The following is a 24,210-nucleotide window of genomic DNA, read 5'->3' on the forward strand; positions in this document are numbered from 1 at the left end:
CTCTGGCTCGTGCACACGCCTAAGGCCCTAGCTTCTGGCGACCCCGCGGATGCCGGCGACGACGAGTTCGAGGCCGAGGTCGTAGTACCGGTCCCGGGACGACGGGCAGACCAGTGCGCTGGCGGCGGACGTGATCAGCGGGTAGCGCTCGGGTGACAGGGCGCCGAGCGACGCGCGCTTCCGCCGCAGCGACGCCTCACGGGCCTCCGGGTCGTTCACCTCGCGGACGATCGGGTCGGTGGTGACCAGCGCGATCAGCGAGCAGATCGACTGCCGGCCGACCTCGGCCGCATCGTCGGTGGAGAACCCGCCCTCGATCAGCAGCCTCAGCGCCCGCTCGGCCAGCGCGAGTCCGGGCTCGGCGACCAGGATCCGTGACAGTGTCAGGTCCGCGAGCCGCGGGTGCGCGCGCAGCGCGGTGACGAACGCGCCCAGCAGCGCCTGCAGTTGCACATCCCACGGCTCGTCGGTCGGCTCCGGGAGTACGACGTCCGCGAGCAGACGGTCTCCTAGCGCTGCTAGCAGGTCGTCTTTGTCCCTGAAGTGCCGGTACAGCGCCATCGGCGTGACGTCGTGCTGCGCGGCCAGCTTCCGGAACGAGACCGCTGCCGGTCCCTCGTCGTCGGCGATGGTCAGCGCGGTGTCGACGACCTTCTCCGGATCGAGGCGGCGCGAGGTCTCTTTGGTGATCACGTTGACAAGTCTACACCGTAGACCTACTGTCTACTCCGTAAGCTTACGCCGTATACATACGGTGTAGACAAAACCTGGAACCGAATGAGGTACGGCGATGCGACGCAGTCCTTGGGCCACCCTGGCGGTACTGGCTCTCGCGCAGTTCATCGTGGTGCTGGACGTGACGATCGTGAACGTCGCGCTGCCCCACATCCAGGCGGACCTGAACTTCTCCGCCGACTCCCTGCAGTGGGTGATCAACGCGTACACGCTGCTGTTCGGCGGCTTCCTGCTGCTCGGCGGGCGGATGGCCGACCTGCTCGGGCCGCGCCGGGTGTTCACCGGCGGCCTGCTGCTGTTCGGTGTCACCTCGCTGGTCGCGGGGCTGTCGAACTCGCCCGAGTTCCTGATCGGGGCGCGGGCGGTCCAGGGGCTCGGCGGCGCGCTGCTGTCACCCGCCGCGCTGGCGATCCTGACCATGACCTTCGCCCACGGGCGCGAACGCAACATCGCGATGGGCGTCTGGGGTGGTCTGGCCGGCCTCGGAGGGACGCTCGGCGTCGTCGCAGGCGGCGTACTCGTCGACTCGCTGAGCTGGCAGTGGGTGTTCTTCGTGAACGTGCCGATCGTGCTCGCACTGATCGCGCTGATCCCGGTGTTCGTCCCCGACGTACGGCTCGCGACGGGTCGCCGTACCTTCGACACGCTCGGGGCCGTGCTCGCCACGACCGGCTTGATGGCAGTCGTGTACGGCGTGGTGCGGTCGGAGCCGTCCGGATGGGGATCGTTCGAGGTCGTCGGCGTACTGACCGCGGGTGTCGTCCTGCTGGTTGCCTTCGTCTTGGTCGAGAGGCGGTCGGCCGCCCCGCTCGTCCCGTTGCGGTTGTTCCGGTCGCGGGCGTTGAGTGTGTCCGGCGCATCGCTCGCGTTGAACGGTGCAGGGTTCCTGTCGATGTTCTTCCTGACTGCTATTTACCTGCAGCAGGTTCGCGGCGACAGTGCGCTGGATGCCGGCATCCACTTCCTGCCGATGGGCGGCGCGGCGATCGTCGGCGCGGTCCTCGCGTCGCAACTGGTGCAGCGGTTCGGCACGCGGACGGTTCAGCTCGCGGGTGCGGTGCTCAGCGTCATCGGACTGCTTCTGCTGTCGCAGGCGGACGCCACCGGTAGCTACAGCTCGCAGTTGCTTCCTGGTCTGATCATCTTCGGATTCGGCATCATCGGCGTCGGCGTACCCGGTCAGATCAACGCGGTCTCCGAGGTCCGTCCGGCTGAGGCCGGTGCGGCGTCGGGTGTCGTCAACGCGATGTACCAGGTGGGCGGTGCGCTGGGGCTGGCGATCGTCACGACACTCTCCATCACCCACACCACCAACGAGCTCACCCATGGCGCGACCCAGCTTCAGGCGCTTCAGTCCGGGTACGAGCGCGGCCTGCTCGCGGCTGCTGTGTTTGCCGTCGCCAATGTCCTGCTGACCTTCGCCACGCCGCAGCTCCAACCCACCCCGGAGCAGCTCGCAGAGGCCACCGCCGCAGCATAAGTTGCCTGCTGCAACGTGTGGTCCGATCTCCGGGGCAACCACGGGGTGACTCAGGGCCGATCCCCGATGTTTGTGTTGTCCGGTGCCGGGAGGGTTGACGGCATCGGACCACACAAGAGGAGATCGGGATGCTGGTGGCATTGGTGACGGCGGCGGTTGTCGGGTTGACGCCGGGAGTGGCTTCGCCCCTGCAGAAAGGGCTCGACGGTGTGGTGGCGATCGGGGCCGTTGCTGAGGTGCGGGACGGTGGGGCGGTTTGGCGGGGGAGCAGTGGCGTTGCGGAACTCGGCAGTTCGCGGAAAGCTCCGGTGGCGGGGCGGTTCCGGATCGGCAGTATCACGAAGACGTTTGTTGCCACCGTCGTACTGCAGCTCGTTGCCGAGAAGCGCATTCGGCTCGAGGACTCGGTAGAACGCTGGTTGCCGGGCGTCGTGCCGAACGGCGCGAACATCACGGTGCGCCAATTGCTCAACCACACCAGCGGTTTGTACGACTTCAAGGACACGTTGCCGATGCCACCGAGCGCGGAGTTCTACGCGCTGCGCTATCGCACGTGGACCGCATCCGAGCAGATCGAGCGGGCGCTCGCGAATCCGCCCGTGTTCGACAAGCCGGGCTCGCAGTACGACTACTCGAACACCAATTACCTGCTGATCGGCGAGATCATCGAGAAGGCGACCGGCCGGACGTACGCCGAGGAGATCGAACGCCGCCTGATCCGTCCGCTCGGGCTGCACGGTACGACGCTTCCCGGTACGTCGACGTACATCAAGGGACCGCATGCGCACGGCTACATCCCGAAGGACGGCGGGCAACTCGACTTCACCGAGATGAACCCGACGCTGTTCGGTGCGAGCGGCGACATGATCTCGACGACCCGCGACCTGAACCGCTTCTTCGCCGCCCTGCTCGGCGGGCACCTGCTCCCGGCCCGGCTGCTCGACGCGATGAAGACGCCAGGCACCCCTGACGGGAAGTACGGCCTGGGATTGTCGTGGCACGACACCACGTGCAAGGTCCGGGTGTACGGCAACGACGGCGACGCCCTCGCGTACCAGGCCTACTCGTTCTCCACCGAGGACACCCGGCGGCAGGTCACCATCGCCGTGACTCCGCACCTCCCGGACAACCCGGACAAGTCCGTCGACGCCTTCGTCGACCAGGCAATCTGTCGCTGAAACCGGTCACCGGATGTGACATTGTCGGCGCGCCGGTTTGGTGCTCTGCGGTTTCGTCATGGCGGGAAACGGCGACACTGGTATGGATGCCTTGTTGCCATCTCCCGAAGGGGTCCGGGACCTTGGAACTCGCCATACTCGGTGCCGACGAGTGGCCGATCGCCCGGGACGTCCGTCTCCGGGCCCTGAAGGACTCGCCGTCGGCGTACATCGCCGACTACGAGGACGAGGTGACCGTCGGTGAGGACGGCTGGCGCGAACGTTTCACCCGCATGCTGTGGGCCGTGGCCCGGGACGAGACCCGGATCATCGGCATGGCAAGCTCGGTCCGCGTCGCCGTCCGCCCGCCGTACGAACGTCATATCGAGTCGGTCTGGGTAGACCCGAGATACCGCCGCAACGGCGTACTGCGAGCGGTCCTCGGCCAACTGGCGGCAATCGAACCCGACGTCACCGAATGGCGCGTCTGGGTCCTGGACACGAACACGATCGCACGCCATGTCTACGAACGCCTGGGCTTCTACGCCACCGGAGAACGCCAGCTGTTAGCAGACGGCTCCGGCCGGCGCGAAATCCGTCTCCGATTCGGTGGGTCGGCCATAGCCACATAAACGCCAGCTTTGAAGCTGGAGCTCGGCCAGGGCGTCCCGCTCGCTCAACTTGGAAGGGAGCCTGCCCAGCATCTGCTGCCAGCGCTTCCCGTCCTCTTGCCAGCTCTCGATGAAGTTCACACACAGGTCCGGAGAGATGTTGGCCGACCATTTGCGCGCAGTGGTCAACGACTCTTCCATGCTGTCGTACTCGGTCTGGCTGAGCCATTTGCCGACCTGCTCGAGTGCGGTGAGCGTGTTCTCGATCGTTTCGAGCCGGACCTCTTTGTACTCCCGCCAATGGCTCGGGTGCTTCGCAATCCGCAGGTTGTCGTCGAAGCTCCGCCGCCCGCTCTCGAAGGCGGCGTACAGGCCCTCGGCGAGAAGGTCGCCGAACTCCTCACGCGCGGCCCGCTGCGAATCCGCGAACGGAAAATACTCCAACTGACTGACCTCGCCGACCTTCGGCAATGTCCGTTCCGCCGCGTGCCGGGCGAAGAAGAACCAGTCTTCGTTGTAGATATCGGCGAAGAAGGACAAACCCGGGTGTTGGAGGTTGACGCCGAGGGTGGCCCCGCTGACGAAGACGTCCTGTTTGAAGCCGACCTTACGGCGCGCGTGGCAGACCACCGAGTTGTCCGGGAAATGCCGGCTGACCATCGACGCAACCGGGTTCCTTTCGAGGTACCCGGCCAGGCGAGCGACGTCTCGCGGGTTGAACCCGCGGATGTCGTCGTCGACGAACAGGATCTTGCTCCAACCGCGCAACCGGCCGAGGAGCAGGCCGATGTTGCGTTTGACACTGAGGTCGCTGGACCGTTCGGCGGACGCGAGGTGGAACTCGCGGGCGGAGGTCAGCGGAGTCGGGCACGGCGGCCGATAGGTCTCCGGTACTTCGATGACGAGAGCCTCGGCACCGAAGGTTCTCTCCACCCGGCGGACGACCTGTCTGAGCTGCGCCTGCTTACTGCACAGAATGACGAGCGGGACGGCCAGGGTGGCGGCCATGCTGATGACGTGTTGCAACTCCGATGCCGGCCGTGCGGCGGGCACCACGATTGCGTCCAACCGGGTGTTCGCGCTGCCCGCGACGGGCACAGAGGCGTCGAACAGCAGGTCGGCGTGGGACTGGATTTGCTTGATCCGGCGATTCATTTGTCGTCCTCAGGAGACCACTCGAAGAGGCGGTTCTCCGCGATTTCCAGGTCGGGGGTCACGGATTCGCCGTTGACCACCGGGACCCGCATCAGGAGGCCGAAGACGCCGTTCGGGAACCTTTCGGCCAGATAGGCCTCATTGCGTTCGCGGACCGCGTCGTCGGTCAGCATCCGGACCGCGCCGAGCACGCCCCTGCTGTAGACCCCGTTGCAGATTGTGATGGTGCGGCTGTGATTGAAGGGATTAGGAAGCCGGGCGAACAGGGCGACGTCCTCCACGAGCTCACGCGGGGTTTCGTCGCGCCATGCGTCCTGGGCCTGTTCGGCCTCGAGCTCTGCTTGTGACGGCGCCACGTCCTCGGGGACGGGCTCCTTGCTTTCCTCCCAGATCGGCCGGTACTCCTGACCGTCGCGGGAGCGGAAGATCTCGCCGTCGGCCAGATCGGCCACCGACAGCTGCCGGATCGGCAGGTTGTCGAGAACCTTCAGCAGCCGGCTGGTGACCCGGTTCCAGGCGATACCGCCGATCAGGATGAGATGGCCGGACAGGTGGTCCGCGCTCACCTCCGTCGGCAGGCGGTGCCGTACGCGGAGCTCCGGGTTGGAAGCGCGTACGTGGCCCCACATCTCGATCAGTGCGTCGAGGTCGGCGTACTTGTAGAGCTTGGTGTGGTTCGGGTTCTTCTCGTCCGCGAGCGCTGAACGTCCCAGCTCGGGCACCTCCGGGCAGATCAACGTGATCCGGCCGGACTCGAAGTCGAAGGTGTACGAACTGCTGGACGTCGGCGAGCCTGCCTGCTGGTGGCGTACGTCTTCCCGCAGCATGCTCAGCTCGCGGTGCAGCGCGTTGAAGCGCTCCCGCTCGGTTGCGCTCAGGTCCTGCTCGCGTGGCAGTCGATCAGGTACTTCGGACATTGCGAAGAGCAGCGCATACGACCGCAGCCGCTCTTCCGGCGGAAGCTTCGGGTTGGACTGGGACTCCCACGAACTGATCGTGGCCACAGCAACGCGGGCCTCGCCGGTGCTCAGCGCACGGGACAGGTCCTTCTGGGTCAGTCGCTCGGTCTCACGGAGATCCCGAAGTCGCCTGGCGAGTCGTACGGCCTCTGGAGAAGGGGCCACTCTCACTCCCGTAAATGGTCGACCAACTTGCGGGTGCGGCGGATCGGCTGATCCTACACCCCGCTCTACCCGACTTCACCGAGCCCTGCTGTACTGCGCACCGCCGGGGGTCACCCGGCTGTCGTGCTGTCCTAGGGATGGGGGCTCTCTTATACGGATCGGATCGCCATTGCTCCTGACAAACTGGCGATTGACCGTAGTTACACCGTGGCTCTACCGTAATACTGAAGTCGACCTGAAGCCAACTGAAACCACGCGACGCGCGGAGATAGGGAGTGCCAGAGGATCCGGACGGGTGTTCGTACCAACCTGAGCAGGTGCCCGATGCGCAGATCATCAGCCACACCGACGATCGCGGCAGGCGATCTCGAGGCGATCGGCGCATTGGAGTCGGGGAACTGGCGAACGGCCCTGCGGGTGCTCGGTACGGGCCGGGTCGCGGACGCGTATCTCGGGGCGAATCTGCGGACCGTGGCGCGTGCCATGGCGTTCCGCGCGGCGGGTGAGCACGGGCGAGCATGGGAGACGCTGGGCGCCGCGGCGGCCGGTATCGCTCGGCATCAGCCCGGCGTACCGGTGGTGCCCACCGACGTCGTACGACTGGCGCTTCCTCCGGAGCATGCAGGCCCCGCGTTCCGGATGATCCGGTTGATCTGGCGGGAGCAGAGCGAGCTCAGCAACCTGCGGAGCCTGGCCGCGGACCGGCCGAGCGGGATGCCTCCGGACCGTCACATCCTGGTGCTGGCCTTCGTCGAGTACCTGTCCTGGCTGGAGCTCGATCTCGACACCAGCCTCACCGAACTCGCGACCGACGAGGGCCGGCCGCTCGTCGGCCAGCAGCTCAGCGAGCTGCGTGATCGGCGCCGGGAAGGGTTCCTGCGCAGCGCGACCGACCTGCGACAGCTGCCGCTGCCACGGGCAGGCACGATGACGAAGACGGTCTGGGGTCGAGCCGGCGGGTACCACGGTTTGCGCCGGTTGGCGCTGCTTGAGCTGGCGGAGCGGCCGGAGCCGCCGTGGACCGATTCACCCGCGCCGGCGAGCTGCCCGGCGCGTACCGGCGCGCGGATGGCGTGGATGCTGGCGCAGGCCGCCTGACCACCGCTCTCTTTACATGGCCTTTACCAGGCGGAACTTGGGTCATAACCTTTGGAGATCGTCTCCATCCGATGGTGCGCTGTTCGAGATCGTTGACTTCGACAACGATGGCGAGCGCCGACCGGCCGCGCGTGAAGGAGGGTTCGACCTGATGTTGACCCTCCGGACTGCCCCAGGGCTCCCCGACGTACGGCTCTCCGGATCCACGCCGGCGGACCTGGTGCGGACGACGGAACTGGCGCCTGGGGTCGCTGTCGAGATCGATCTCGCCGACCCGTCGGGCTGGCATGCGATCGACGTACGGCGGTGGGCCGCGGCGGACCGGGATCTGCTCGAGGCGCTGCTCGGGCCGGCCGCGGTACGGGAGGTGACCGGGCTGCTCGCGTCGCGTGATGCGAAGGTCGGCGTACCGCTCGAGGTTGCGCCGGCCACGGTCTGGCGGCGGCTCGCGGTCATCGATGCGTTGGACTGGTGGTTGCAGCTGCCTTTGAATCAAGGGCTGCTGGATGCGGAGCGTGCGATCGTCCGCGCCCGTGCTGCGACGTCGCTTCGGTCGGGCGAGCTCCGGCGTACCTTTGTCGATCGTGCCGTTGTTCTCGCGCGCCGGTCGGCCGATGAGGTCAGTGCCTACCTGAACGAGCTCGCCGGGGCCTCGTTGCCTAAGGCACTCTTTTCGGGGCTGTCCCGGGTGGCTAGCGGGTATGCATCGTTGGCTCGTGAGGTCGACGGGCCGGATGCGGTGCTGGCCGCGGTCCAGACTGCTTGGGAGCGCGTCGCTCTGGCGCCTTTGAAGGCGGCGGCGCCGGTTGTCGGTGCACTCCCGGCGATTGTGGGCTCGATCAGTGGGGTTGACCCGCGACGAGTGCGCGCCCGCGTCGTCGGTAACGACGTACAACTGCTCCCACAAGGTACGGCGGTGCGCGTGGTTGTGCCCGCTTTCGCACCGCTGCCGTCGCCTGTCGTGGCCGATCGGTTGATGGTGCGCCTTGTCGACCGTCGCTCCGGTGAGGCTCAGGTGCCGACACTGCTGACGCTGAATACGAGCACTGCCGGAATGCCTGTGTTCACTGAGGTTGTGCCGCTGCGGGGAGCCTCGGTAGAGCACCTGCGCGCGGATGTCTTTGACGCCGACAGTGCGGAGCCGGCCGCGTCAGACACCGACCTGCTGCGTCAGCGGCGCGCTCAACTCGTTCTGAGCGAGTGGCGACGAGCAGCGGCGGAGTCGCGGTTGTCACGCAGTCTGCGGGCGCGCAACCGCCGGCTCGTTCGCCTCCTCGATGCGCTCGCTCCCACCACCGGACCGCTGTTCCAAGGCGGCCCTGCTCGCTCAGACATCTCTGACCTCGTCAGCGGCAGCAGCAATCACCCGTGGTTCAGCTCCACGGCTGCGGCCGGAGGTCCCTTGGTGGCCGAGTTGGCCGCCGCGTACGACGACCACTGACCAGGCGGTGCCGTCGCGGCATCGATGTTCGCCCTGTGTGTGCAGGTCATCGCGTAATGGATTGCGCGACCGATCGACCTCCCGAGGAGCGAGCCATGACCGTCGTCTCTCGAGCTACCAGCCGCCGCACCCGCTCCGGCAGCAACCGCCGTACCCGCAGCACTCCCCGCGCCGGCCGCGGCCCCACCCGCGGCCGGACTCGCAGTACCAGGCGCTATCTGGTGCCGGCACTGCTCTCACGCACCTCAGACCGCGCAGTGGTCCGTAAGCGTGCCGACGTACGCGCCGCGATCGTCCTGTGGTTCCTGATGGCTGCCGACCTAGCCACGGTGATCTGGATGTACACGCTCGGCGAGTGGCTGGACCACGCGTCCAAGTTCACCGCCACCGCAACCCTGGGCGGCCACCACTACATCGTCCTGGCCGCAGCCGCCGCAGCCTTCACCACCCTGGCCGCGGTAGCGATCCTGTCCGACGGCTTCACCAAAACCACCCGATCCCTGACGATCGCCAGGACCGCGGCGTGCATCCTCTCGCTAACAGCCCTGACCGGTCTGGTGGCTCTCCTCCTAGCTGCCCTCGTAACCCGCCTGTTAGTAGGCCCCCTTCGCCCCTGACGGCCGCAACGGTTTGCCATGCTCAGCGCGTCCTCTAGGTATGAGGCCTTCGTACTTGGTTCCTGCCGTTGTGCTCGCCGCCCTGACTCTGTCGGCCTGTGGGAACGAGGCAGCGCCAACAGCAGCACCCCCTTCTCAGGCGGCGAAGGCTCATGACGCGGTGCCGCCGCCGATCCCGCCAGGTCCTGGGACTCCGGCGTTTCTCGACCGCGCGCGGGCTGTCGCGCAAGCCGTCCGGGCCGCGGGAATCCCGAAGCCTCTTGAAGGGATCTTCCTGTACTCGTCCCGAACGCCGGGCCTGGGCTTCGACACGATCGAGCAGAAAGCTGCGTGGGGCGCCGGGCACGTCACCATCGCACCGGGCGTAAAACTCGGATCAGGTGGCACGACCCGCATCGATTTCGCCGACGGGCCCAGCGTCTCGGTGAACGTCCTCGATCCCCGGCCGGCGCTGGTTGACGCGATCGGTCCGACGTACGACAACTGCGGACACATCGCAGTACCGGCGTCGAAGTGCAAGCTCACGATCACCGGCGGCTCCTTGAAGACAGTCGACGTGGACACGAGCGCAGGCCGCGCGACCGTACCCGCCTGGTCCTTCACCGCGAAGGGCCTGTCGAGACCGATCGTCGCCTTGGCGGTCCCCGCCGCGATCCTCAAGCCCCTGGTCGAGCCGCCCCCGCTAGCGGGGCTAGCCACGCTGGACCGCGACCTCCTCTCCGTCGGGAGGCTAACCCGGGTTGACACCAGCGCACTCACCTTCAACCTTCACCACGGCAAGTGTGACCCTGACCTTCGAGCTCATGTCGTCGAGTTCGAGGACATGGTGATCATCGGCGGAAGCCACAGCGCGAGGCGCGGCGGCGTCTGCGCGGACGTCGGCATGAGCACGCCGGCCACCGTCACCCTCACCGCCCCTCTCGGAACCCGAGCCGTCATCAACGCTGCCACGGGCACCAGACTCACCCTCTATCCCCACCTCAAGTAGATGCCGATCGTATGGTCGGTGCATGGTGTTTACGTCGCCCGTGGAGCGGGTTGTGCCGAGTCGGGTGGCTGATGAGCGTGAGGCGCTGACGCAGCAGCTCGACTTCCATCGCGCCACCCTGCTTCGCAAGCTGGAAGGGCTTGATGGCGAGCTGCTGCGTCAGCCGATGACGGCGTCCGGACTCAGCCTGCTGGCGTTGGTGAAACACCTGGCCGAGACGGAGCACGGCTGGTTCGTCAACATCTACGCAGGCTTGTCCGAGCCAGATCTGTTCTCGTCCGACGGTGAGCCAGATTCCGACTTTCGCCTGGCGCCCGATGAGACGGCTGACGTCGTGGTCGGGCAATACCTACGGGCCTGCGAGCGAGCCCGGGCCGTCGTCGCCGCCGGCGAACTCGACGACGTGGTCACGACGCCGTCGGGCGCGGAGGCCAACCTGCGAGCGATCCTGCTTCACCTGATCCAGGAAACCGCCCGCCACAACGGCCACGCCGACATCATCCGAGAGTCCCTCGACGGCACAACAGGCCACTGAAGCCGCTTCACTCGGAAACACTGACCGATTCACGCTCAGCGATCGCGACCACGGGCGGTCGCCGGTTGAACCAGGCCGGCATCCACCAGTTCGCGTCGCCCAGCAGTTTCATCAGGGCCGGTACGAGAACGAGTCGCACGATCGTCGCATCGACGAAGACCGCGGTGGCCAGACCGAGGCCGAACATCTTGGCTGTCGGGTCGTCGGCGAGGGAGAAGCTGACGAAGACCGCGATCATGATCAGCGCGGCCGAGGTGATCACGCGGCCGGTGGTCGTGATGCCGTGGATGGTCGAGGCGGTGTTGTCGCCGGTCCGGACGTACTCCTCGCGGATCCGGCTGAGCAGGAAGACCTCGTAGTCCATCGAGAGCCCGAACACCACGGCGAACATGAACATCGGGATGAACGGCAGGATCGGAATGGTCGACTCCAGCCCGATCAGGTCCGCGCCCCAGCCCCACTGGAAGATCATCACCATGACACCGAAGGACGCGCCGATGCTGAGCAGGTTCATCAGCGCGGCCTTCAGCGGTACGACGACCGACCGGAAGACCACGGTGAGAAGTACGACGGACAACAGGATCACGGCGCCGATGAACCACGCCAGCCGATCGTTGACCTTCGCTCCCACGTCCGCCAGGGTCGCCGTCTGACCACCGACATGGGCTTTCGCCGGACTGTCCCGCAGTACCGAGGGGAAGACCTCCGCGCGCAGCCGATCGACCGTCGTCATCGTCGCGTCGTCCTGTGGTCCCGTCGTCGGTACGGCGATCAGCGACGCGACGCCGGCCGCGGTATTCACCGAAGGAGGTGCGACCGACGCGATACCCCGATCGGCCCGGACGGCGTCGAAGAGAGGTTGTACGACGGTCGGATCTCGCGAGATGTCGACGGCGATCACCAGCGGACCGTTGCTACCGGCACCGAATCCCGCGGCAACCAGATCGTAGGCCCGACGCTCGGTGCGCTGCGCGGGAAGTGCGCCGTCATCGGGCGTACCGACGCGGAGTGCGAGCACGGGTGCGGCCAGCGCCAGCAGCAGGACAGTGGCGCTGACGGCGTACGCCACGGCGTGCTTGGACACGTGCCCCGCCCACCGCTGCCAACCAGAACCTGGAGACGAGTGCACCCGCCGTACCCGAAGGCGATTGATCCAGTGCCCGGCCAGACCCAGGAACGCGGGCAGCAAGGTGATCGAAGCGAGCACCATGGTCAGCACGATCAGCGAGATGGCGATCCCGCCGGCGGTCATGAACGGTACGCCGGCCACCACCAGCCCGAGGATCGCGATCACCACCGTGCCACCGGCGAACAGCACAGCCCGCCCTGCAGTGGCGACAGCGTGCCCGACCGATTCCTCGACCGTCATCCCGCTGGCAAGGTACTCGCGGTGCCTGGTGACGATGATCAGCGCATAGTCGATGCCCACGCCGAGCCCGATCATGCTGCCGAGTACGGGCGCCCAACTGGGCAGGTCGATGAGGTACGTGACCAAGGACAGCGAGCTGATCGCCAGCGCGAGGCCGAACACCGCCATCCCGATCGGCAACCCCATCGCGATGATCGATCCGAACGCGAGCAGCAGGATGACCATCGCGGCGAGCAACCCGACCGCCTCGCCGAGACCGGCCTGGGCTTCCTCGAACGCGTAGAAAAGATCCCCGCCCAGCTCGATCCGCAGCGGCGAGTCCAGCGCCGTCAGCGTCTTGAGCTCCTTGAGGTCGCTCGGCTCCAGCTTGTCGAGCACTGGGTATTGAAGCTGGATCAGCCCGACGCGGCCGTCAGGCGAGATGACGGGATCGCCCGCGCTCAGCACGTGGGGCAACGAAGCCGCAGTCGTTCGCACCTGCGTCAGCGCAGCCTGCAGGTCGGGTGAGCTGAGCGACGCCGTCTCGTCAAGCGGAGTCACGACCACCTTCGCGGTCAGCCCGGCCTGATCCGCGCCCGCAGCCGACAGCAGATCAGTCGCGTACTGCGAGTCCACGCCAGGCGCTCCGAACGACTCCTCGAGCTTCTTGCCGAAGGCGCCGGATGCGGCGATCACGAGCGCCGCGACCACGAGCCACGCCCCGATCACCACCCAGGGCCGACGGGCAGCGTACCGGCCCAGCCTGTACAGATTCGACGTCATCATGGAGTCCCTTCAGCGAAAGTTGGACTCATGGTGTGGCCGAGTGGGCGGCCGCCACCTCGGGCGATGAGCCGGACTTCCCTCGGCCGAACAGCTGGGTCGGTCCCGTACTTTGAGCCGATCCGATCGGCGCCCGGAGTCCCTACGCTGTGGTCATGCTGAGAAACGCCGTCCGCTCGCTGCTGGCCGAGCCGCGAGCACCCGACGCACCCAGGCGGGTGTGGCGCGACTGGGTGCTCGTCGCCGGCCTGCTGACGGCGGTCGTTCTCGAAGGCGTACTCCGTGAGGACGTCCTCTGGAGGCCCGTCGCGCTCGTGGTCGCCGTCGCAACCGTGTGCGCTCTGCTATGGCGTCGTACCCATCCGTTCGCCGTGGTGGCCGCGGTGTTCGGTGCCCTGATCGTGGTCAACGTCGTGACCCTGATCAGTGGAGAGGCGACCTTCGGCCTGAACGCGATGATCTGCGTGGTGTTGCTGCCCTACTCACTCGTTCGCTGGGGATCCGGCCGCGAGATCCTCGGCGGGCTGGCGTTCATCCTGGTGGCGCTGGTGCTGGGACTCGCCAGTGACTTCACCGGGTACGGCGAAGCCGCGGCCGGCAGCATGTTCCTGTTGTTCCCGGCGACGGTCGGGGCCGCGTTCCGCTATCGGTGGACCGCCCGGAACCGCGAGCTGGGCCAGGTGCGACTCCGGGAGCGCGAGCTGTTGGCCCGGGAGCTGCACGACACGGTCGCTCATCATGTGTCAGCCATCGTCATCAGGGCTCAGGCGGGCCGAGCGGTCGCCGCCACTCGCCCGGAAGCCGCGGTCGACGCGCTCGCCATCATCGAGGCGGAGGGTACGCGGACTCTGGCCGAGATGCGGTCGATGGTCGGCGTACTGCGTGATGACGGTACGGCGGAACTCGCCCCACAGCCGGGAGTGGCCGACCTGGAACGGCTCGCCCGAAGCGTCGGGGATCGGCCGCGGGTCGAGGTCGAGGTATCGGGCGACGTGGATGATCTCGGACCAGCGGTCGGCGCAGCGATCTATCGCATCGCGCAGGAGTCGATCACGAACGCCGTACGGCATGCCCGGCACGCAACGCGCATCGACGTCCGGCTGACGTCGTACGACGACTCCGTCCGGTTGACTGTCCGCGACAACGGGGAAGCGACCTCGAGGAACCCGGGTGGGTACGGATTGGTGGGGATGACCGAACGCGCGGCGCTGCTCGGTGGCACGTTCGCGGCGGGCCCTGATCCGGACCGCGGCTGGTCTGTTGATGTGGTGCTTCCACGATCGGCTTCCGGCCGATGACGATCCGGGTACTCGTCGCCGACGACCAAGATCTCGTCCGGACCGGACTCGCGATGATCCTCGACGCCCAGCCCGGTATCGAGGTGGTCGGTCAGGCCGCCGACGGTCTGGAAGCAGTGGAGTTCGCCCGCCGCCTGCGTCCCGACGTATGTCTGCTCGACATCAGGATGCCCGGAATGGACGGGATCGCGGCAACCCGCGAACTAGCTGGACCGGGCGTCGCGGACCCTCTGCCGATCGTGGTGATCACGACCTTCGACCTCGACGAGTACGTGTACGGCGCGTTGAAGGCCGGCGCGCGCGGATTCCTCCTCAAGGACGCCGGCCCCGACCTCCTGGTCCAGGCGATCCACGCCGCCGCCAACGGCGACGCACTGATCGCACCGAAGATCACCGGCCGACTACTGGCCGCCTTCACCGAACCCCCGACCGGCCGCACCCCAACCCAACCGGTCGACCCACTCACCGCCCGCGAAGAACAGGTCCTGATCGCCGCAGCCACCGGCCGCACCAACGCCGAGATCGCTGTGGAACTCCACATCAGCCTAAGCACGGTCAAGACCCACCTAACCAGCGTGATGGCCAAAATATCCGCCCGAAACCGAGTAGAAATAGCCATCTGGGCCTACGAAACCGGCCGAATCAAGCCCTAGCCCACCTGCTCTCCACCTTCTCGATCTGGCTCTGCAAGTCGAGTCCGTCCACCTGAAGACGGTGGTCAGCGGCCGGCGGGTTCGCGGCGTCGGCCTCGTGAAGCATTCGGAACTCGTCATCGGTCAGCCAGACCTTGCGGGACGCTGCACGTCGTAGCGCCTCGGGAAAATCGACCGTCATGTGCACAATCAGGCATCCGGGAAGCTCGCGCCTGTACAGACCGCAGGTCTCCGGCGTCAGCACGTCAGCGACGACGACTTCAATGCCCATGGCCATGAAGTTCCGAGCCAAACTGCAGGCGTTCCTCACGCCAAGCCTTTGCTGCTCCTGCCCTTCCTCCCCATCCCACGGCGCAGCACCACCCGCGACAACCAACTGCCGCACATCATCCACATCAACAAACGCACACCGCGCCCGCCCTTCCGCAAGAGCAAGCCCCGTAACACTCTTCCCCACCGCAGGCCCACCCGTGAGAACCAACGGCCGACGAATCACAGCTCAGCCGCCCACAGCAGATGAGTGAAGCTCCACGCTCACAGCCGATCGGGCCAACCTGGTATCGCCTGCTCAGCCGGTGTGAACTCGTCAGCTCGATCCTCGCGGGTCGCTTGCAGTGCCTGGTCGAAGCCAGGATCGGAGTACGCGACCGCCCGCAGATGCCAGAGGTGCAGCACGTCCCGCAGTTGCTGAAAACGCCACACCTCGTGGGCAGCGTCCAAAGCGCCGTGGTACTCGCTGAGGAACTGCTCATGCCACTTCGCCGGCAACAGGCGGAGGATCTCGCTGGGGCCGCCCGGCGAGCTCTGCATCGGCTGAGCAGGCATGTGACGAGATTACTCTGAGCAGACCCTCTGCATGTCGAAGCTATCCACACCCACCGAACCCAGGACGGTCCTGGCGAAGTGGCTACCGATTCCCAGGCCTCAGGGTGAGAAGAGTAGTCACGTGTCGTCACGCCCCGTCAACTGCGGGATGGATCTCTGAGTAGCCACGGCCGTGGCCACACGACGAGGCAAAGCCCTTCAGGCCTTGTCGGGTGCTTGGGCCTGCGGCAGGGAACTTCTGACGGGGCATTACCGGGTCGCCGCACGGCGATCATTCCGTGCCAGAGGCTGGGTGGGCCTCACTTCGCTGCGCCTACCTTGGTGATCTTGCATTCGATGCCTGACGGTCCGATGGGAGCTTGCGCCGGCGTGGTTCCTCCGAAGGTGGTCGTGTCGCGGACCTCGAAGGTCTGGCCGCCGATCCTCTGGTGAGAGGCTGCGTCCAGTACGTCGACTGTCACCGAGTAGCTCGGCGCGTCGCCGGTGATCGTGCCGTTGATCGTCACCGTGCCCTGCGATCCGACCGTGTTCACCTGGCAGTCGACGTTGGTCTTGTAGCTCGTCGCGTCGAGTACCGGAGTACCTTCACCTGGCGCACCCGTCATGGAGCGCACGACGAAGACACCCAGGCACGCCAGCACACCCACGCCGATGATGATCTGAACCCTCCGCCAGGGCCGCCGACGCGAGCCGTACCCATCGCTCGCCGTGGCCCACTCATGAGTCGGCATTCCCTGTCCCCCAGAACCCTGATCGATCGTGCTGTAAGCGGCCGGTCAGCTTACATCGCAGTATCTGCAACCAGGACGGGCGAGTTCGGCAGTTGCCGTTGGCACGGTCACATCGTGAGAGGTGGCCGGCGTCAGCCGTCGAGGCGCGCGATAAGCGCGCAGCCGCGAGCGGCAGCTCGCAAGACTGCCGGCGCTGAGCCGGAGGGTGGGCGGGAGCTCGCGTAGCGGTGCGCTGAGGAGCGGAGCGACGAGGATAGCGGCCGCGAAGTGTGCGTGGGAAAGAAAATCCCTCCCCGGTTGTGCGGAGAGGGTGGTGGTGGTCAGGGGCGGTCTCGAACCGCCGACCTTCCGCTTTTCAGGTCGCGCGGCCGCACTGGGCCATCGCAATCGTCTCGTGGCTGCGGTCGTTCTCAGCCTTCCAGGGTCGTCGGCGGGACGTCGATGTTGCTACAGCGATAGCTACACCTGACAGCCCGGATGCACGCCGAGATCCCGGCCACCCGGTCCAGGATCGCCTCGGCGGCCGGTGAGATCCACGCTCCGTATGTTCCAGCCCTTCGAACTCACCAGCGGACGGCTGGAACATACGGGAGAGTCGAGGGGGTGAGGTAGGCGTCCGCGGTGACATCGGAGGTGGCTTCATCGATCTGCGCCAGGATGCCGTCCGTGCTGGCGACGGTTGATGTTGCCTGGACATCCGGGATAGGTCTGGGAACCGCGGCACCGCGAGTCATCGGTGATGGCTAGTGGTTGGAAACGAAGGAGCGAACGCGGCTGTCAGTGAATCCCTCCCAGCCCCAGTACCGTCGTCCCTCTCGTTGAGCGACTTCGTCAGCCAACTTCAGTACCCGAGCAAGTTGGGCATCGCTAGCATCTGCCACCAGCGCCTGACGTGCTTCGGTGTCGAAGATTAACGTCATCACGATGTCATCCAAGCGACGGCTATCGAAACGGGCGAAATTTGGGTAGCTGACGAGCAAGAGCGCGAGCTGGTCTTCCGCGTCTACTGACGTTCCGGCGATAGCAGTAGCCAACAGGTCGAATTCTGAGATGCTCGTGAGGAGTGGGTCCGACCCAGGTGTCTCAGGTGTCGTCTCCGGGAGGTCCGGCCGCAGCGACGGTTGATCTGCAGCAACGGCTCGCGCAAAGAGCAGGAGCGACAGTTCGCGAACTTGCCCGTCAGGTTGTTGGTCGGTGAACAGTCGAGCGTTAGAGGCCTGGGTGAGGGCGTCGCGGTGCCAGGTCCGGCCGGGTGAGTCTTGCTGAAGTGCGGCAATGGGCGCGAGAGCAAGTTCACGGATCGCTACCCAGTTGCGCAGTCGAACCGCGAGACCGCCGAGCGCGTACAGGCGCTCGGCGATCCTGAGCCACAGCGCGGGAACCAGCCGGTGGTTGGAGGACTGGACCCGTATGTCAGAGATCGGCCAACCGTAGAGATCCAGGAGAGTTCGCAGGGCCAAAGAGAAGTAGCGTGGGCGTTCGAAACTCAGACCAAGAGCCGCGACAGCCGTGATCCTGTCAAGGACCACACCGAGTTCTTGCGCTGCGTCGTCCCCTCCTGCAGCGACAAGCCGGCGAGCTTCCGCGGCTGCCCCTTGCAGCATTCGTCGGATCGGAATGTCGTCCTCATGCCTGATCAGCTCAACTGTCGCAGTCTCAAATCCGGCGGCGTCAAGCTGCCAGTTGTAGACGGTCGCGTTGGTGGAGGCCGGCAGCGGTTGATCAGCGAGCGCGTCCTTGAGGGCGCGCCGGGTTTCGTCCGCGTGCTCAGCACGCCACGAGTCTTTCGCTCGCGCGATCAGTTGGCGACGTGCGGCGTTGATGTCGGCCTGGTTCCAGGGCTCGCTGCTGGTCCCGTGTCGGGCGTAGACGTCCCCGGCTCGGAAGGCGATCTTGGTCCTGCCACGCTCACCTGGGTATTCGCCGTTGCGTGCGAAGATGCACCAGCCGTCGGGATGTGGAGCAACCCATATGAGAGCAACCTTCTTTGGCCCGGTACCGTCATCGAGTTCATGTATAGCGCAGCGGACTTCGAACCCGGGCGGCAGGTATCGACCCAGCTTGCCTCGCAGCTTCGCCTCATCAAACATCACTACCTGCTCAGGGGAGAGCCCGATCACCGCTCCGCTATCGTCCACGCCGATCACGAGGTACCCGCCGTGGAGGTTCATCGCTCCGACGTCTTTGGTGAGCTCGACAAGCTCACCGACAGTTGATAGGTCGCTCTCGCGCTTGTAATCCAACCACGGCAACTCAGTTTGGACAGACAGCAATTCGGTGAGCTTGTCGCGCGTGACCGAACCATCAAGGGCGAACGGAGGCTCGTGAGCAGCAGGCGGGTTCACAGGCCCCATCCTGCTCCATCGAGGTGCAAAACCACACCTCGCTCAGTCGGTCTGTCCTGGAGTCCGCGTGTCGCGACCGACCATCCTAAATCGTGGATCGGAGGACCTGTCGTGGTCGCTAGCGCCGGGTATCAACCGACGGTGTTCCCACAGGTGGACGGGTGACTCGATCGCAGCGCCTGCTGATCGAAGAGCCTGTGGCGTATCTCGACAGTATCGCCGCGCGAGGACCGCCGCGTTGGATGCTCGGTCAGTGGAGTCAGTCGACGACCGAAACTTTGATCGGCGGATAATCCGGGTCGTGGTGGGCGTGTACAAGCTCATCCGCCTCGCGGAGCCACCGAGACATTTCTGTTGAGTCAGGTTCTGCTACGCCGTCGGGGTTGGGCATGTTGTAGGCGCTGTCGAGGCTCCCCTTGAGATAGGCAGCTCGGTCTCGCACCATCTTGCTGGGGTGCTCACCAGCGATTCTCTGCAGCGCCGCGATCGCTTCGCTGGCGTCCGCCAGCTTGGCTGGCTTCCGCTGGATGTGGTGGTAGTCCGCCTCGTCGCCGTGCTCCTTGCCGTACTGCCAGTCAACCCAATCGAGCACCGCCACGGCGAGAGGCACGAGTTCCTTCCGTGCTTCGAAGAACGCTGCTTCACGGCGTACCGCGGTCTGGTGTTCGCGTTCCTCAGCTTGCAGCCTCTGCTTGTGTTCGAGGTCACGGGCTTGAATCGTCTCCTGGTGCTCGAGTTGGCGGGCCTGAGTCGTCTCCTGATGCGCAAGTTCGGTCTCCTTCAGTTTGCGAACCCCTCGCCTGGTCAACCAGTCATGCCCGAACTTCGCGAGCTGGTTGGCGATACCCGCTACCAAGCCAGAGGTAACAGCGACCCCGAAAAACTCCAACTTGCTTAGATCCATGGCAATGGAGACTAGTACTCAAGCCGTAGTTCGTGATCATGCGAGTTGGGCCGTCTGATGATGGTGGTGGCTGTCTCGTGCGCGGGCTTGGTGGCGGCGTCGCCATCGTGACCGACGATTGCTGGTCACTTCAGAGCCCCAAGGGACTCGTTTGTGTGCGACCAGATCTCGGCCCCATTCATGACCGCGAGTTGTGCGACGGATGGTGGGGCACTGTGACCAGTGGGTTGAGTTGCGGAGTTGATCGCAGGGTGATGGGGCCCTGCGGCCCTGGATGTGCCCTAACCTTCGAGGATGCAAGACGGTCTGGAAGCACTTCGGCGGGAACTGGCTGAGTTCGCGGCCGCGCGTGACTGGGAGCAGTTCCACACGCCGAAGAACCTGGCGATGGCTCTGGCTGGGGAGGTCGGAGAGTTGGCGGCCGAGTTGCAGTGGCTTACCGACGAGGAGATCCAGCAGAGGCTCGCCACGGGCGTTCTCCGTCAACGGGTCGCTGGTGAGTTGGCAGATGTGTTCATCTACCTGCTGCAGTTAGCGGACGTATGCGGGATTGAGCTGCTGCCGGCTGCGCATGCCAAGGTGGCCGAGAACCGCGTCAGGTATCCAGTTGAGAAAGCCCGAGGCAATGCGCGCAAGTACGACGAACTAGCGGACGAGGAGTAGACCGTGCGGGTGATCATCCAGCCGTCCTTCGGCAATGCGATAGCGCAAAGACACTGGAAGGACACGCTGGCCAAGGACATCCCGTTCGCCAGTGAGCCGTACATCAACGCACTCACGGCCGAGCAGTTGCGGTCACTCCAGGACTTCCACCCAAACGGAGCTGCCCGGTTTTGGGGAGCCCAGAGACAGCACAACGCCAAGATGGAGACGATCGAACGCGGCGACGTTGTCCTGTTCACTGGCCAAAACCATGTGCAGGGCATCGGCGAAGTGGCGGCATCGTTTCGGAACGCAGCGTTCGCTGACCTGCTGTGGACGCCAGATCCGGAGAAGGGGTCTTGGCTGAACGTCTACAGTTTGCGCGCGTTCCAGCACACCCAGATCCCATACACGGAACTGCGGCCGCTCATCGATAGCGACCCCAAGGACGTCTTCATGGGCCTTCGCATCATTCGAGATGAACGAGTCCACGTCATCCTCGACGGCCTCGGCATCTCCACGCTCGAGAACGACCACCGCGAACTAGAGCAGGCACACCGTATAGCCCTCGACTTGACCATGCAGACAGGCAACGGGCTAATTGCTCTCGAGAGGGTCAACGTGGAAGCGACGGCCTACACCCGCACCGCGCGCGACATCGAAATCCGCCGGACCGAGGCGCTCCTGGTGCAGGCTTACCAGCAGACGCTGCCAGCCGAAAGCACAGCCAGCCGGAACCGCTGCTCGGCAGGTGTCACGGACCTGTACGTCCAGACAGGAGACATCGCCGAACTGATCGAAGCCAAGAGCCAGCCCAGTCACAACTACGTGCGAGAGGCGCTCGGCCAACTTCTCGACTACGCAGCCAGCCTTTCCGAACCGATCGATGTGCTTAGCGCCCTCTTCCCGTCCGAGCCGGCGCCCGCCGACGTCCAACTCCTGCACAGGTACGGGATCGACTGCCTCTACCGGAACACTGGCCAAACTTTCTCCCGGCGTCCCGCTCCGTCGGTCCGACGACACGTATGGGCTGCCGGTCTCGGCTCAGACGCCAGAGCGACTGCAATGGATCCTTCTCGATGAGCTGTTCTGGCTGCGCCTGCTACACCCACCGCGCCTGAGTTGATCGGCCGAACCAGGTCTTGTTCGGAAGCCCGAACGAAGTCGTCCGGTTCAGATGTGTGAGCGGCGTTCTCAGCCATGATCGGCTCCAAGAAGACGTCTGCCGCGGGCCAAAGCACCTTCACGCGCGCAGCGATTCGCACGCAAGGAGCCGAACTCCCAGACCGTCCGCTCCCAAGAAGAGGTCGCGTTGCTACAGTCGCCGGATTGAGAAAGGCGGCCGACACGACGAAACCGCAGGTCAGAAGCGTGGGCAGGGCGGGTCTCGAACCGCCGACCTTCCGCCTTTCGAATCGCCGCGGGCACCGAGCGCCATCGTCATGAGGGTTGCTCACCGCTCTTATGAGTTCAGACGCAGGTCGCCCCTCATGTATCGGTAGAGAACGCTGGCGCGCTTCACAAGATAGCTACCGGTGGTCGAACCCTGAACCGGCTGAGCGAATTCCAAGGCATCTAGTTGATCAGGTGTTAGCTCGTCTTCCTGGGCGCCCCGCAGTGAATGTAGTTCCTCCGTGAACCGCACGAACGTCTCGCGAGTTGGTGATTGATGACCTTCGTCGATGAGTTGCTTGACGACCAAGTAGTAGACCATGAAGACGTTGACCGTCGACAGAAGTGGGTCACTTGGTTCAAAGATGCTGGCGAGAGCTCTAAGCGCCGGGAGTACTTCCTGCAAGAGCCGCTCGAGTCGATCACGAGCCTCTGCTTCCTGCGCTGTGTTCCATTTTTGGCCCAACGGTGGGCGAAGCGAGGCGGCAAAGTCGTCGAGAGCTCTTTTTCTCATATCGGGAACGTGGTCAATCGTAGCGCGCTCATTCACGAGAAATAGAATTCGCAACAGTAAATCTTCGTGCACTCGCCGACGACTTCCGAACCGAGCGATTCGAAGGAGATCCTCCTCATGAACCAGCGATTGCATCAATTCTCTCAGAAGGGCGCCGCGACTCCGCTTTTCGGCTGGAGTTAGGGGTACTCCTTCGTTGAGTCGGAAGAACAGCTCTTCTATGAGAGTGGCGTCGTCGGTCTCAATTACGGAGACTGACATCCCATAATCAAGGAACCGATATGCGAGCACAGGACTCATATATTTGAGATCTTCTAACCGCTTTTCGGCGTATCTCGATGGCGGCGGCGCAAGTTCTTCAGACAAAGCAAGCTGTGCGTCCTCGACTTCCTCGAGAAGAACAAAGTCGGGTGCAAGTGGATACTTATTGTCGGCGAAGTCCATCAAAGCTTCTAGCCGCTGGCGACCATCAACGACAGCGAATGTTGAGGCCACATCGTCGCGGAATTCAGGGGGTTGGAGCCGGTGAAGGTAGATAGGCGGAATGTCAAAACCGTTCAAGATGCTGTCGATGAACAACTGCTGGCGATCTCTCGTCCAGATCCCTCCCTCGCGCTGATAGCCTGGGTCGAGCAAAAGTGTCTGCAGTGACCGCAACAGCTGAGAGACCTTCATCGTCTGACGGCTTACGACAAGGCGGCTCATTGGAAAATCTCCTTCACCCTCTGTCCGAGCCGATGAAGGTCGGGGTAGATGATGCGTTCTTCTATTCCCAGGCTACGCAGTTCATCGAGGATGTCCGCCTTGGCGGTGCTGTCGACCGCCAGTCGGCGCAAAAAGGAGTCGGCGGCAGGATTGTCCTCGAGCGCCGTCATCTGGTCGGTGATGGTGAATGTTCCCCACTGATTAGCGATACGGGTGAAACTGCGCGATGCAAGCGCCGCGATGGGATTCCGCGGCTCTTGGCCGGGGATTGCAGTCCTCGGTAGGGGGTGGTACTTTTCAAGCGTAGAATCCACCCCAAACATCGGCAAATCTTCGGGGTGTTGACCCGTCCAACTGTTCATCGCATTGTTCAAAGCAGTGGGCAAGAGGACCCATACGTCGCCATCGGGAGGTGTGGTGCCTTCGAGCGGTGTGTCGGCGGTCTCACAGGCGAAGTACAACGACACAAGTGCATTCTCACTCCAATCCAGGAGCCGAGTTGGGACGTTGTGATGTTGCGCGAGGAAGAGCCACTCCCAGTCGTTGGATGGCGCATCGACGAGAAAGCTTCGGGCATCCTGCATGAACCGCTTGAGCATGACGCCTTCGTTCCCTGCGAGTTTCGTGGACCTCAAGGCAGACGCTGACAGTCGATAGCTGTCATCTCGGTGACCTCGGAACCAGAACGGGCGCTGGAGTCCAGAAGCGCCGAGACTTCTCAATGCGCTCGCATATTCCGCCACAGAAGAGATCCGATGTAGTGGTTCCAAGACGCAGCCCCTTTCCGGTAATGCCAACCTAGTCCATGTGCGGACCGCCCGCCTAAAGCCTCCCATGCCAAGACAGGGCAGCTGCTATCGCGACGCGGCACCGCTCCCAGGCGGCCCGCCTGTTGAGCCGCAACGCCTAGTTTGATTCCATGGAACTGGTGGGTGGTCCAGGTCCAACCTGGCACGAAACTGCAGGTCAAGAGGGCATTCTCAGCGATGGAGTGCAAGGGCGCCGTGCCCCCGCGAAGCGCGGCGCAGACTGTCGGAAGACGTGTGTCGATCCAAGCCCAGCTAGGCAACTACGTGCCATCCCCGTTGGCTGCTCAGGGCACTCGCAGAAGCGTGGGCACGCCCACCCA

At 64.9% G+C, this 24,210-nt stretch carries 23 protein-coding genes; 12 read left to right on the plus strand and 11 right to left on the minus strand.

Features of this window, described 5'->3' with window-relative positions; genetic code table 11:
- Window positions 1–27 precede the first annotated feature (27 nt).
- Window positions 28–693 (minus strand): TetR/AcrR family transcriptional regulator, encoded by a 666-nt coding sequence (locus OHB24_RS14470; protein WP_327639519.1) that lies wholly within the window; start codon window positions 691–693, stop codon window positions 28–30.
- Between the two features lie 97 nt (window positions 694–790).
- Between OHB24_RS14470 and OHB24_RS14475 the strand changes: the two genes are divergently transcribed.
- The 3 genes from OHB24_RS14475 to OHB24_RS14485 all read left to right on the plus strand — a co-directional run bounded on the left by OHB24_RS14475 (window position 791) and on the right by OHB24_RS14485 (window position 4,004).
- A complete protein-coding gene (locus tag OHB24_RS14475) occupies window positions 791–2,215 on the plus strand; it encodes an MFS transporter (protein ID WP_327639520.1) in 1,425 nt (474 codons plus the stop codon).
- A gap of 128 nt (window positions 2,216–2,343) precedes the next feature.
- Window positions 2,344–3,393: a serine hydrolase domain-containing protein gene (locus OHB24_RS14480; RefSeq protein ID WP_327639521.1), complete on the plus strand. Its 1,050-nt coding sequence runs from the start codon at window positions 2,344–2,346 to the stop codon at window positions 3,391–3,393.
- A 122-nt stretch (window positions 3,394–3,515) separates the two neighbouring features.
- Complete coding sequence (locus tag OHB24_RS14485; RefSeq protein ID WP_327639522.1) at window positions 3,516–4,004, plus strand: GNAT family N-acetyltransferase; 489 nt, start codon at window positions 3,516–3,518, stop codon at window positions 4,002–4,004.
- On the opposite strand, the gene OHB24_RS14490 is transcribed toward OHB24_RS14485, so the two are convergent.
- The gene (locus OHB24_RS14490) at window positions 3,939–5,138 is read right to left on the minus strand and encodes a hypothetical protein (protein WP_327639523.1); all 1,200 of its coding nucleotides are present in this window, start codon (window positions 5,136–5,138) and stop codon (window positions 3,939–3,941) included. The two genes, OHB24_RS14485 and OHB24_RS14490, sit on opposite strands and share 66 nt — an antisense overlap.
- Window positions 5,135–6,262 (minus strand): hypothetical protein, encoded by a 1,128-nt coding sequence (locus tag OHB24_RS14495; protein ID WP_327639524.1) that lies wholly within the window; start codon window positions 6,260–6,262, stop codon window positions 5,135–5,137. The genes OHB24_RS14490 and OHB24_RS14495 overlap by 4 nt, the downstream gene beginning before the upstream one ends.
- Window positions 6,263–6,586: 324 nt before the next feature.
- Here OHB24_RS14495 and OHB24_RS14500 point away from each other — a divergent pair, with 324 nt between their 5' ends.
- The 5 genes from OHB24_RS14500 (at window position 6,587) to OHB24_RS14520 (ending at window position 10,941) form a co-directional block, all read left to right on the plus strand.
- The gene (locus OHB24_RS14500; RefSeq protein ID WP_327639525.1) at window positions 6,587–7,360 is read left to right on the plus strand and encodes a hypothetical protein; all 774 of its coding nucleotides are present in this window, start codon (window positions 6,587–6,589) and stop codon (window positions 7,358–7,360) included.
- A gap of 151 nt (window positions 7,361–7,511) precedes the next feature.
- A complete protein-coding gene (locus OHB24_RS14505; RefSeq protein WP_327639526.1) occupies window positions 7,512–8,801 on the plus strand; it encodes a hypothetical protein in 1,290 nt (429 codons plus the stop codon).
- A gap of 95 nt (window positions 8,802–8,896) precedes the next feature.
- Complete coding sequence (locus OHB24_RS14510; RefSeq protein ID WP_327639527.1) at window positions 8,897–9,418, plus strand: hypothetical protein; 522 nt, start codon at window positions 8,897–8,899, stop codon at window positions 9,416–9,418.
- A gap of 40 nt (window positions 9,419–9,458) precedes the next feature.
- The gene (locus tag OHB24_RS14515) at window positions 9,459–10,406 is read left to right on the plus strand and encodes a hypothetical protein (RefSeq protein ID WP_327639528.1); all 948 of its coding nucleotides are present in this window, start codon (window positions 9,459–9,461) and stop codon (window positions 10,404–10,406) included.
- A gap of 22 nt (window positions 10,407–10,428) precedes the next feature.
- A complete protein-coding gene (locus OHB24_RS14520; RefSeq protein ID WP_327639529.1) occupies window positions 10,429–10,941 on the plus strand; it encodes a DinB family protein in 513 nt (170 codons plus the stop codon).
- 7 nt (window positions 10,942–10,948) lie between these two features.
- On the opposite strand, the gene OHB24_RS14525 is transcribed toward OHB24_RS14520, so the two are convergent.
- Window positions 10,949–13,072 (minus strand): MMPL family transporter, encoded by a 2,124-nt coding sequence (locus OHB24_RS14525; RefSeq protein ID WP_327639530.1) that lies wholly within the window; start codon window positions 13,070–13,072, stop codon window positions 10,949–10,951.
- Between the two features lie 155 nt (window positions 13,073–13,227).
- Between OHB24_RS14525 and OHB24_RS14530 the strand changes: the two genes are divergently transcribed.
- Together OHB24_RS14530 and OHB24_RS14535 are read left to right on the plus strand one after the other, a co-directional pair.
- Window positions 13,228–14,370 carry a sensor histidine kinase gene (locus OHB24_RS14530; RefSeq protein ID WP_327639531.1) on the plus strand — a complete coding sequence of 381 codons (1,143 nt, stop codon included), beginning with the start codon at window positions 13,228–13,230 and terminating at the stop codon, window positions 14,368–14,370.
- Window positions 14,367–15,023 (plus strand): response regulator transcription factor, encoded by a 657-nt coding sequence (locus OHB24_RS14535; RefSeq protein WP_327639532.1) that lies wholly within the window; start codon window positions 14,367–14,369, stop codon window positions 15,021–15,023. Before OHB24_RS14530 ends, OHB24_RS14535 begins: the two co-directional genes overlap by 4 nt.
- Here the strand turns inward: OHB24_RS14535 and OHB24_RS14540 are convergent.
- From OHB24_RS14540 to OHB24_RS14560, 5 genes are all read right to left on the minus strand, one after another.
- Complete coding sequence (locus OHB24_RS14540) at window positions 15,013–15,417, minus strand: hypothetical protein (protein WP_327639533.1); 405 nt, start codon at window positions 15,415–15,417, stop codon at window positions 15,013–15,015. The genes OHB24_RS14535 and OHB24_RS14540 overlap by 11 nt on opposite strands.
- 140 nt (window positions 15,418–15,557) lie before the next feature.
- The gene (locus OHB24_RS14545) at window positions 15,558–15,848 is read right to left on the minus strand and encodes a DUF6247 family protein (RefSeq protein WP_327639534.1); all 291 of its coding nucleotides are present in this window, start codon (window positions 15,846–15,848) and stop codon (window positions 15,558–15,560) included.
- A gap of 299 nt (window positions 15,849–16,147) precedes the next feature.
- Entirely contained in the window at window positions 16,148–16,579 is a 432-nt protein-coding gene (locus tag OHB24_RS14550; protein ID WP_327639535.1) for a hypothetical protein, read from the minus strand.
- 743 nt (window positions 16,580–17,322) lie between these two features.
- Window positions 17,323–18,924 carry an RNA-binding domain-containing protein gene (locus tag OHB24_RS14555; RefSeq protein ID WP_327639536.1) on the minus strand — a complete coding sequence of 534 codons (1,602 nt, stop codon included), beginning with the start codon at window positions 18,922–18,924 and terminating at the stop codon, window positions 17,323–17,325.
- A 259-nt stretch (window positions 18,925–19,183) separates the two neighbouring features.
- Window positions 19,184–19,828 carry a hypothetical protein gene (locus tag OHB24_RS14560; RefSeq protein ID WP_327639537.1) on the minus strand — a complete coding sequence of 215 codons (645 nt, stop codon included), beginning with the start codon at window positions 19,826–19,828 and terminating at the stop codon, window positions 19,184–19,186.
- A 294-nt stretch (window positions 19,829–20,122) separates the two neighbouring features.
- On the opposite strand from OHB24_RS14560, the gene OHB24_RS14565 reads away from it, so the two are divergent.
- On the plus strand, window positions 20,123–20,491 hold the full coding sequence (locus OHB24_RS14565) for a nucleotide pyrophosphohydrolase (RefSeq protein ID WP_327639538.1): 369 nt from the start codon (window positions 20,123–20,125) through the stop codon (window positions 20,489–20,491).
- 3 nt (window positions 20,492–20,494) lie between these two features.
- Window positions 20,495–21,553 (plus strand): hypothetical protein, encoded by a 1,059-nt coding sequence (locus tag OHB24_RS14570; protein ID WP_327639539.1) that lies wholly within the window; start codon window positions 20,495–20,497, stop codon window positions 21,551–21,553.
- A gap of 379 nt (window positions 21,554–21,932) precedes the next feature.
- Here OHB24_RS14570 and OHB24_RS14575 read toward each other — a convergent pair whose 3' ends face one another.
- Both OHB24_RS14575 and OHB24_RS14580 read right to left on the minus strand, forming a co-directional pair.
- A complete protein-coding gene (locus OHB24_RS14575; protein ID WP_327639540.1) occupies window positions 21,933–23,081 on the minus strand; it encodes a DUF262 domain-containing protein in 1,149 nt (382 codons plus the stop codon).
- Entirely contained in the window at window positions 23,078–23,917 is an 840-nt protein-coding gene (locus OHB24_RS14580; RefSeq protein WP_327639541.1) for an FRG domain-containing protein, read from the minus strand. Before OHB24_RS14580 ends, OHB24_RS14575 begins: the two co-directional genes overlap by 4 nt.
- Window positions 23,918–24,210 lie beyond the last annotated feature (293 nt).

Source organism: Kribbella sp. NBC_00482 (genome assembly GCF_036013725.1).
Classification (GTDB): domain Bacteria; phylum Actinomycetota; class Actinomycetes; order Propionibacteriales; family Kribbellaceae; genus Kribbella.

Coding starts and splice junctions, on each gene's coding strand:
- OHB24_RS14475 (WP_327639520.1), top strand. CDS start 791: ATGCGACGCAGTCCTTGGGCCACCCTGGCGGTACTGGCTCTCGCGCAG.
- OHB24_RS14565 (WP_327639538.1), top strand. CDS start 20,123: ATGCAAGACGGTCTGGAAGCACTTCGGCGGGAACTGGCTGAGTTCGCG.
- OHB24_RS14520 (WP_327639529.1), top strand. CDS start 10,429: ATGGTGTTTACGTCGCCCGTGGAGCGGGTTGTGCCGAGTCGGGTGGCT.
- OHB24_RS14550 (WP_327639535.1), bottom strand. CDS start 16,579: ATGCCGACTCATGAGTGGGCCACGGCGAGCGATGGGTACGGCTCGCGT.
- OHB24_RS14575 (WP_327639540.1), bottom strand. CDS start 23,081: ATGAGCCGCCTTGTCGTAAGCCGTCAGACGATGAAGGTCTCTCAGCTG.
- OHB24_RS14510 (WP_327639527.1), top strand. CDS start 8,897: ATGACCGTCGTCTCTCGAGCTACCAGCCGCCGCACCCGCTCCGGCAGC.
- OHB24_RS14535 (WP_327639532.1), top strand. CDS start 14,367: ATGACGATCCGGGTACTCGTCGCCGACGACCAAGATCTCGTCCGGACC.
- OHB24_RS14560 (WP_327639537.1), bottom strand. CDS start 19,828: ATGGATCTAAGCAAGTTGGAGTTTTTCGGGGTCGCTGTTACCTCTGGC.
- OHB24_RS14525 (WP_327639530.1), bottom strand. CDS start 13,072: ATGACGTCGAATCTGTACAGGCTGGGCCGGTACGCTGCCCGTCGGCCC.
- OHB24_RS14530 (WP_327639531.1), top strand. CDS start 13,228: ATGCTGAGAAACGCCGTCCGCTCGCTGCTGGCCGAGCCGCGAGCACCC.
- OHB24_RS14500 (WP_327639525.1), top strand. CDS start 6,587: ATGCGCAGATCATCAGCCACACCGACGATCGCGGCAGGCGATCTCGAG.
- OHB24_RS14515 (WP_327639528.1), top strand. CDS start 9,459: ATGAGGCCTTCGTACTTGGTTCCTGCCGTTGTGCTCGCCGCCCTGACT.
- OHB24_RS14480 (WP_327639521.1), top strand. CDS start 2,344: ATGCTGGTGGCATTGGTGACGGCGGCGGTTGTCGGGTTGACGCCGGGA.
- OHB24_RS14545 (WP_327639534.1), bottom strand. CDS start 15,848: ATGCCTGCTCAGCCGATGCAGAGCTCGCCGGGCGGCCCCAGCGAGATC.
- OHB24_RS14580 (WP_327639541.1), bottom strand. CDS start 23,917: ATGGGAGGCTTTAGGCGGGCGGTCCGCACATGGACTAGGTTGGCATTA.
- OHB24_RS14490 (WP_327639523.1), bottom strand. CDS start 5,138: ATGAATCGCCGGATCAAGCAAATCCAGTCCCACGCCGACCTGCTGTTC.
- OHB24_RS14505 (WP_327639526.1), top strand. CDS start 7,512: ATGTTGACCCTCCGGACTGCCCCAGGGCTCCCCGACGTACGGCTCTCC.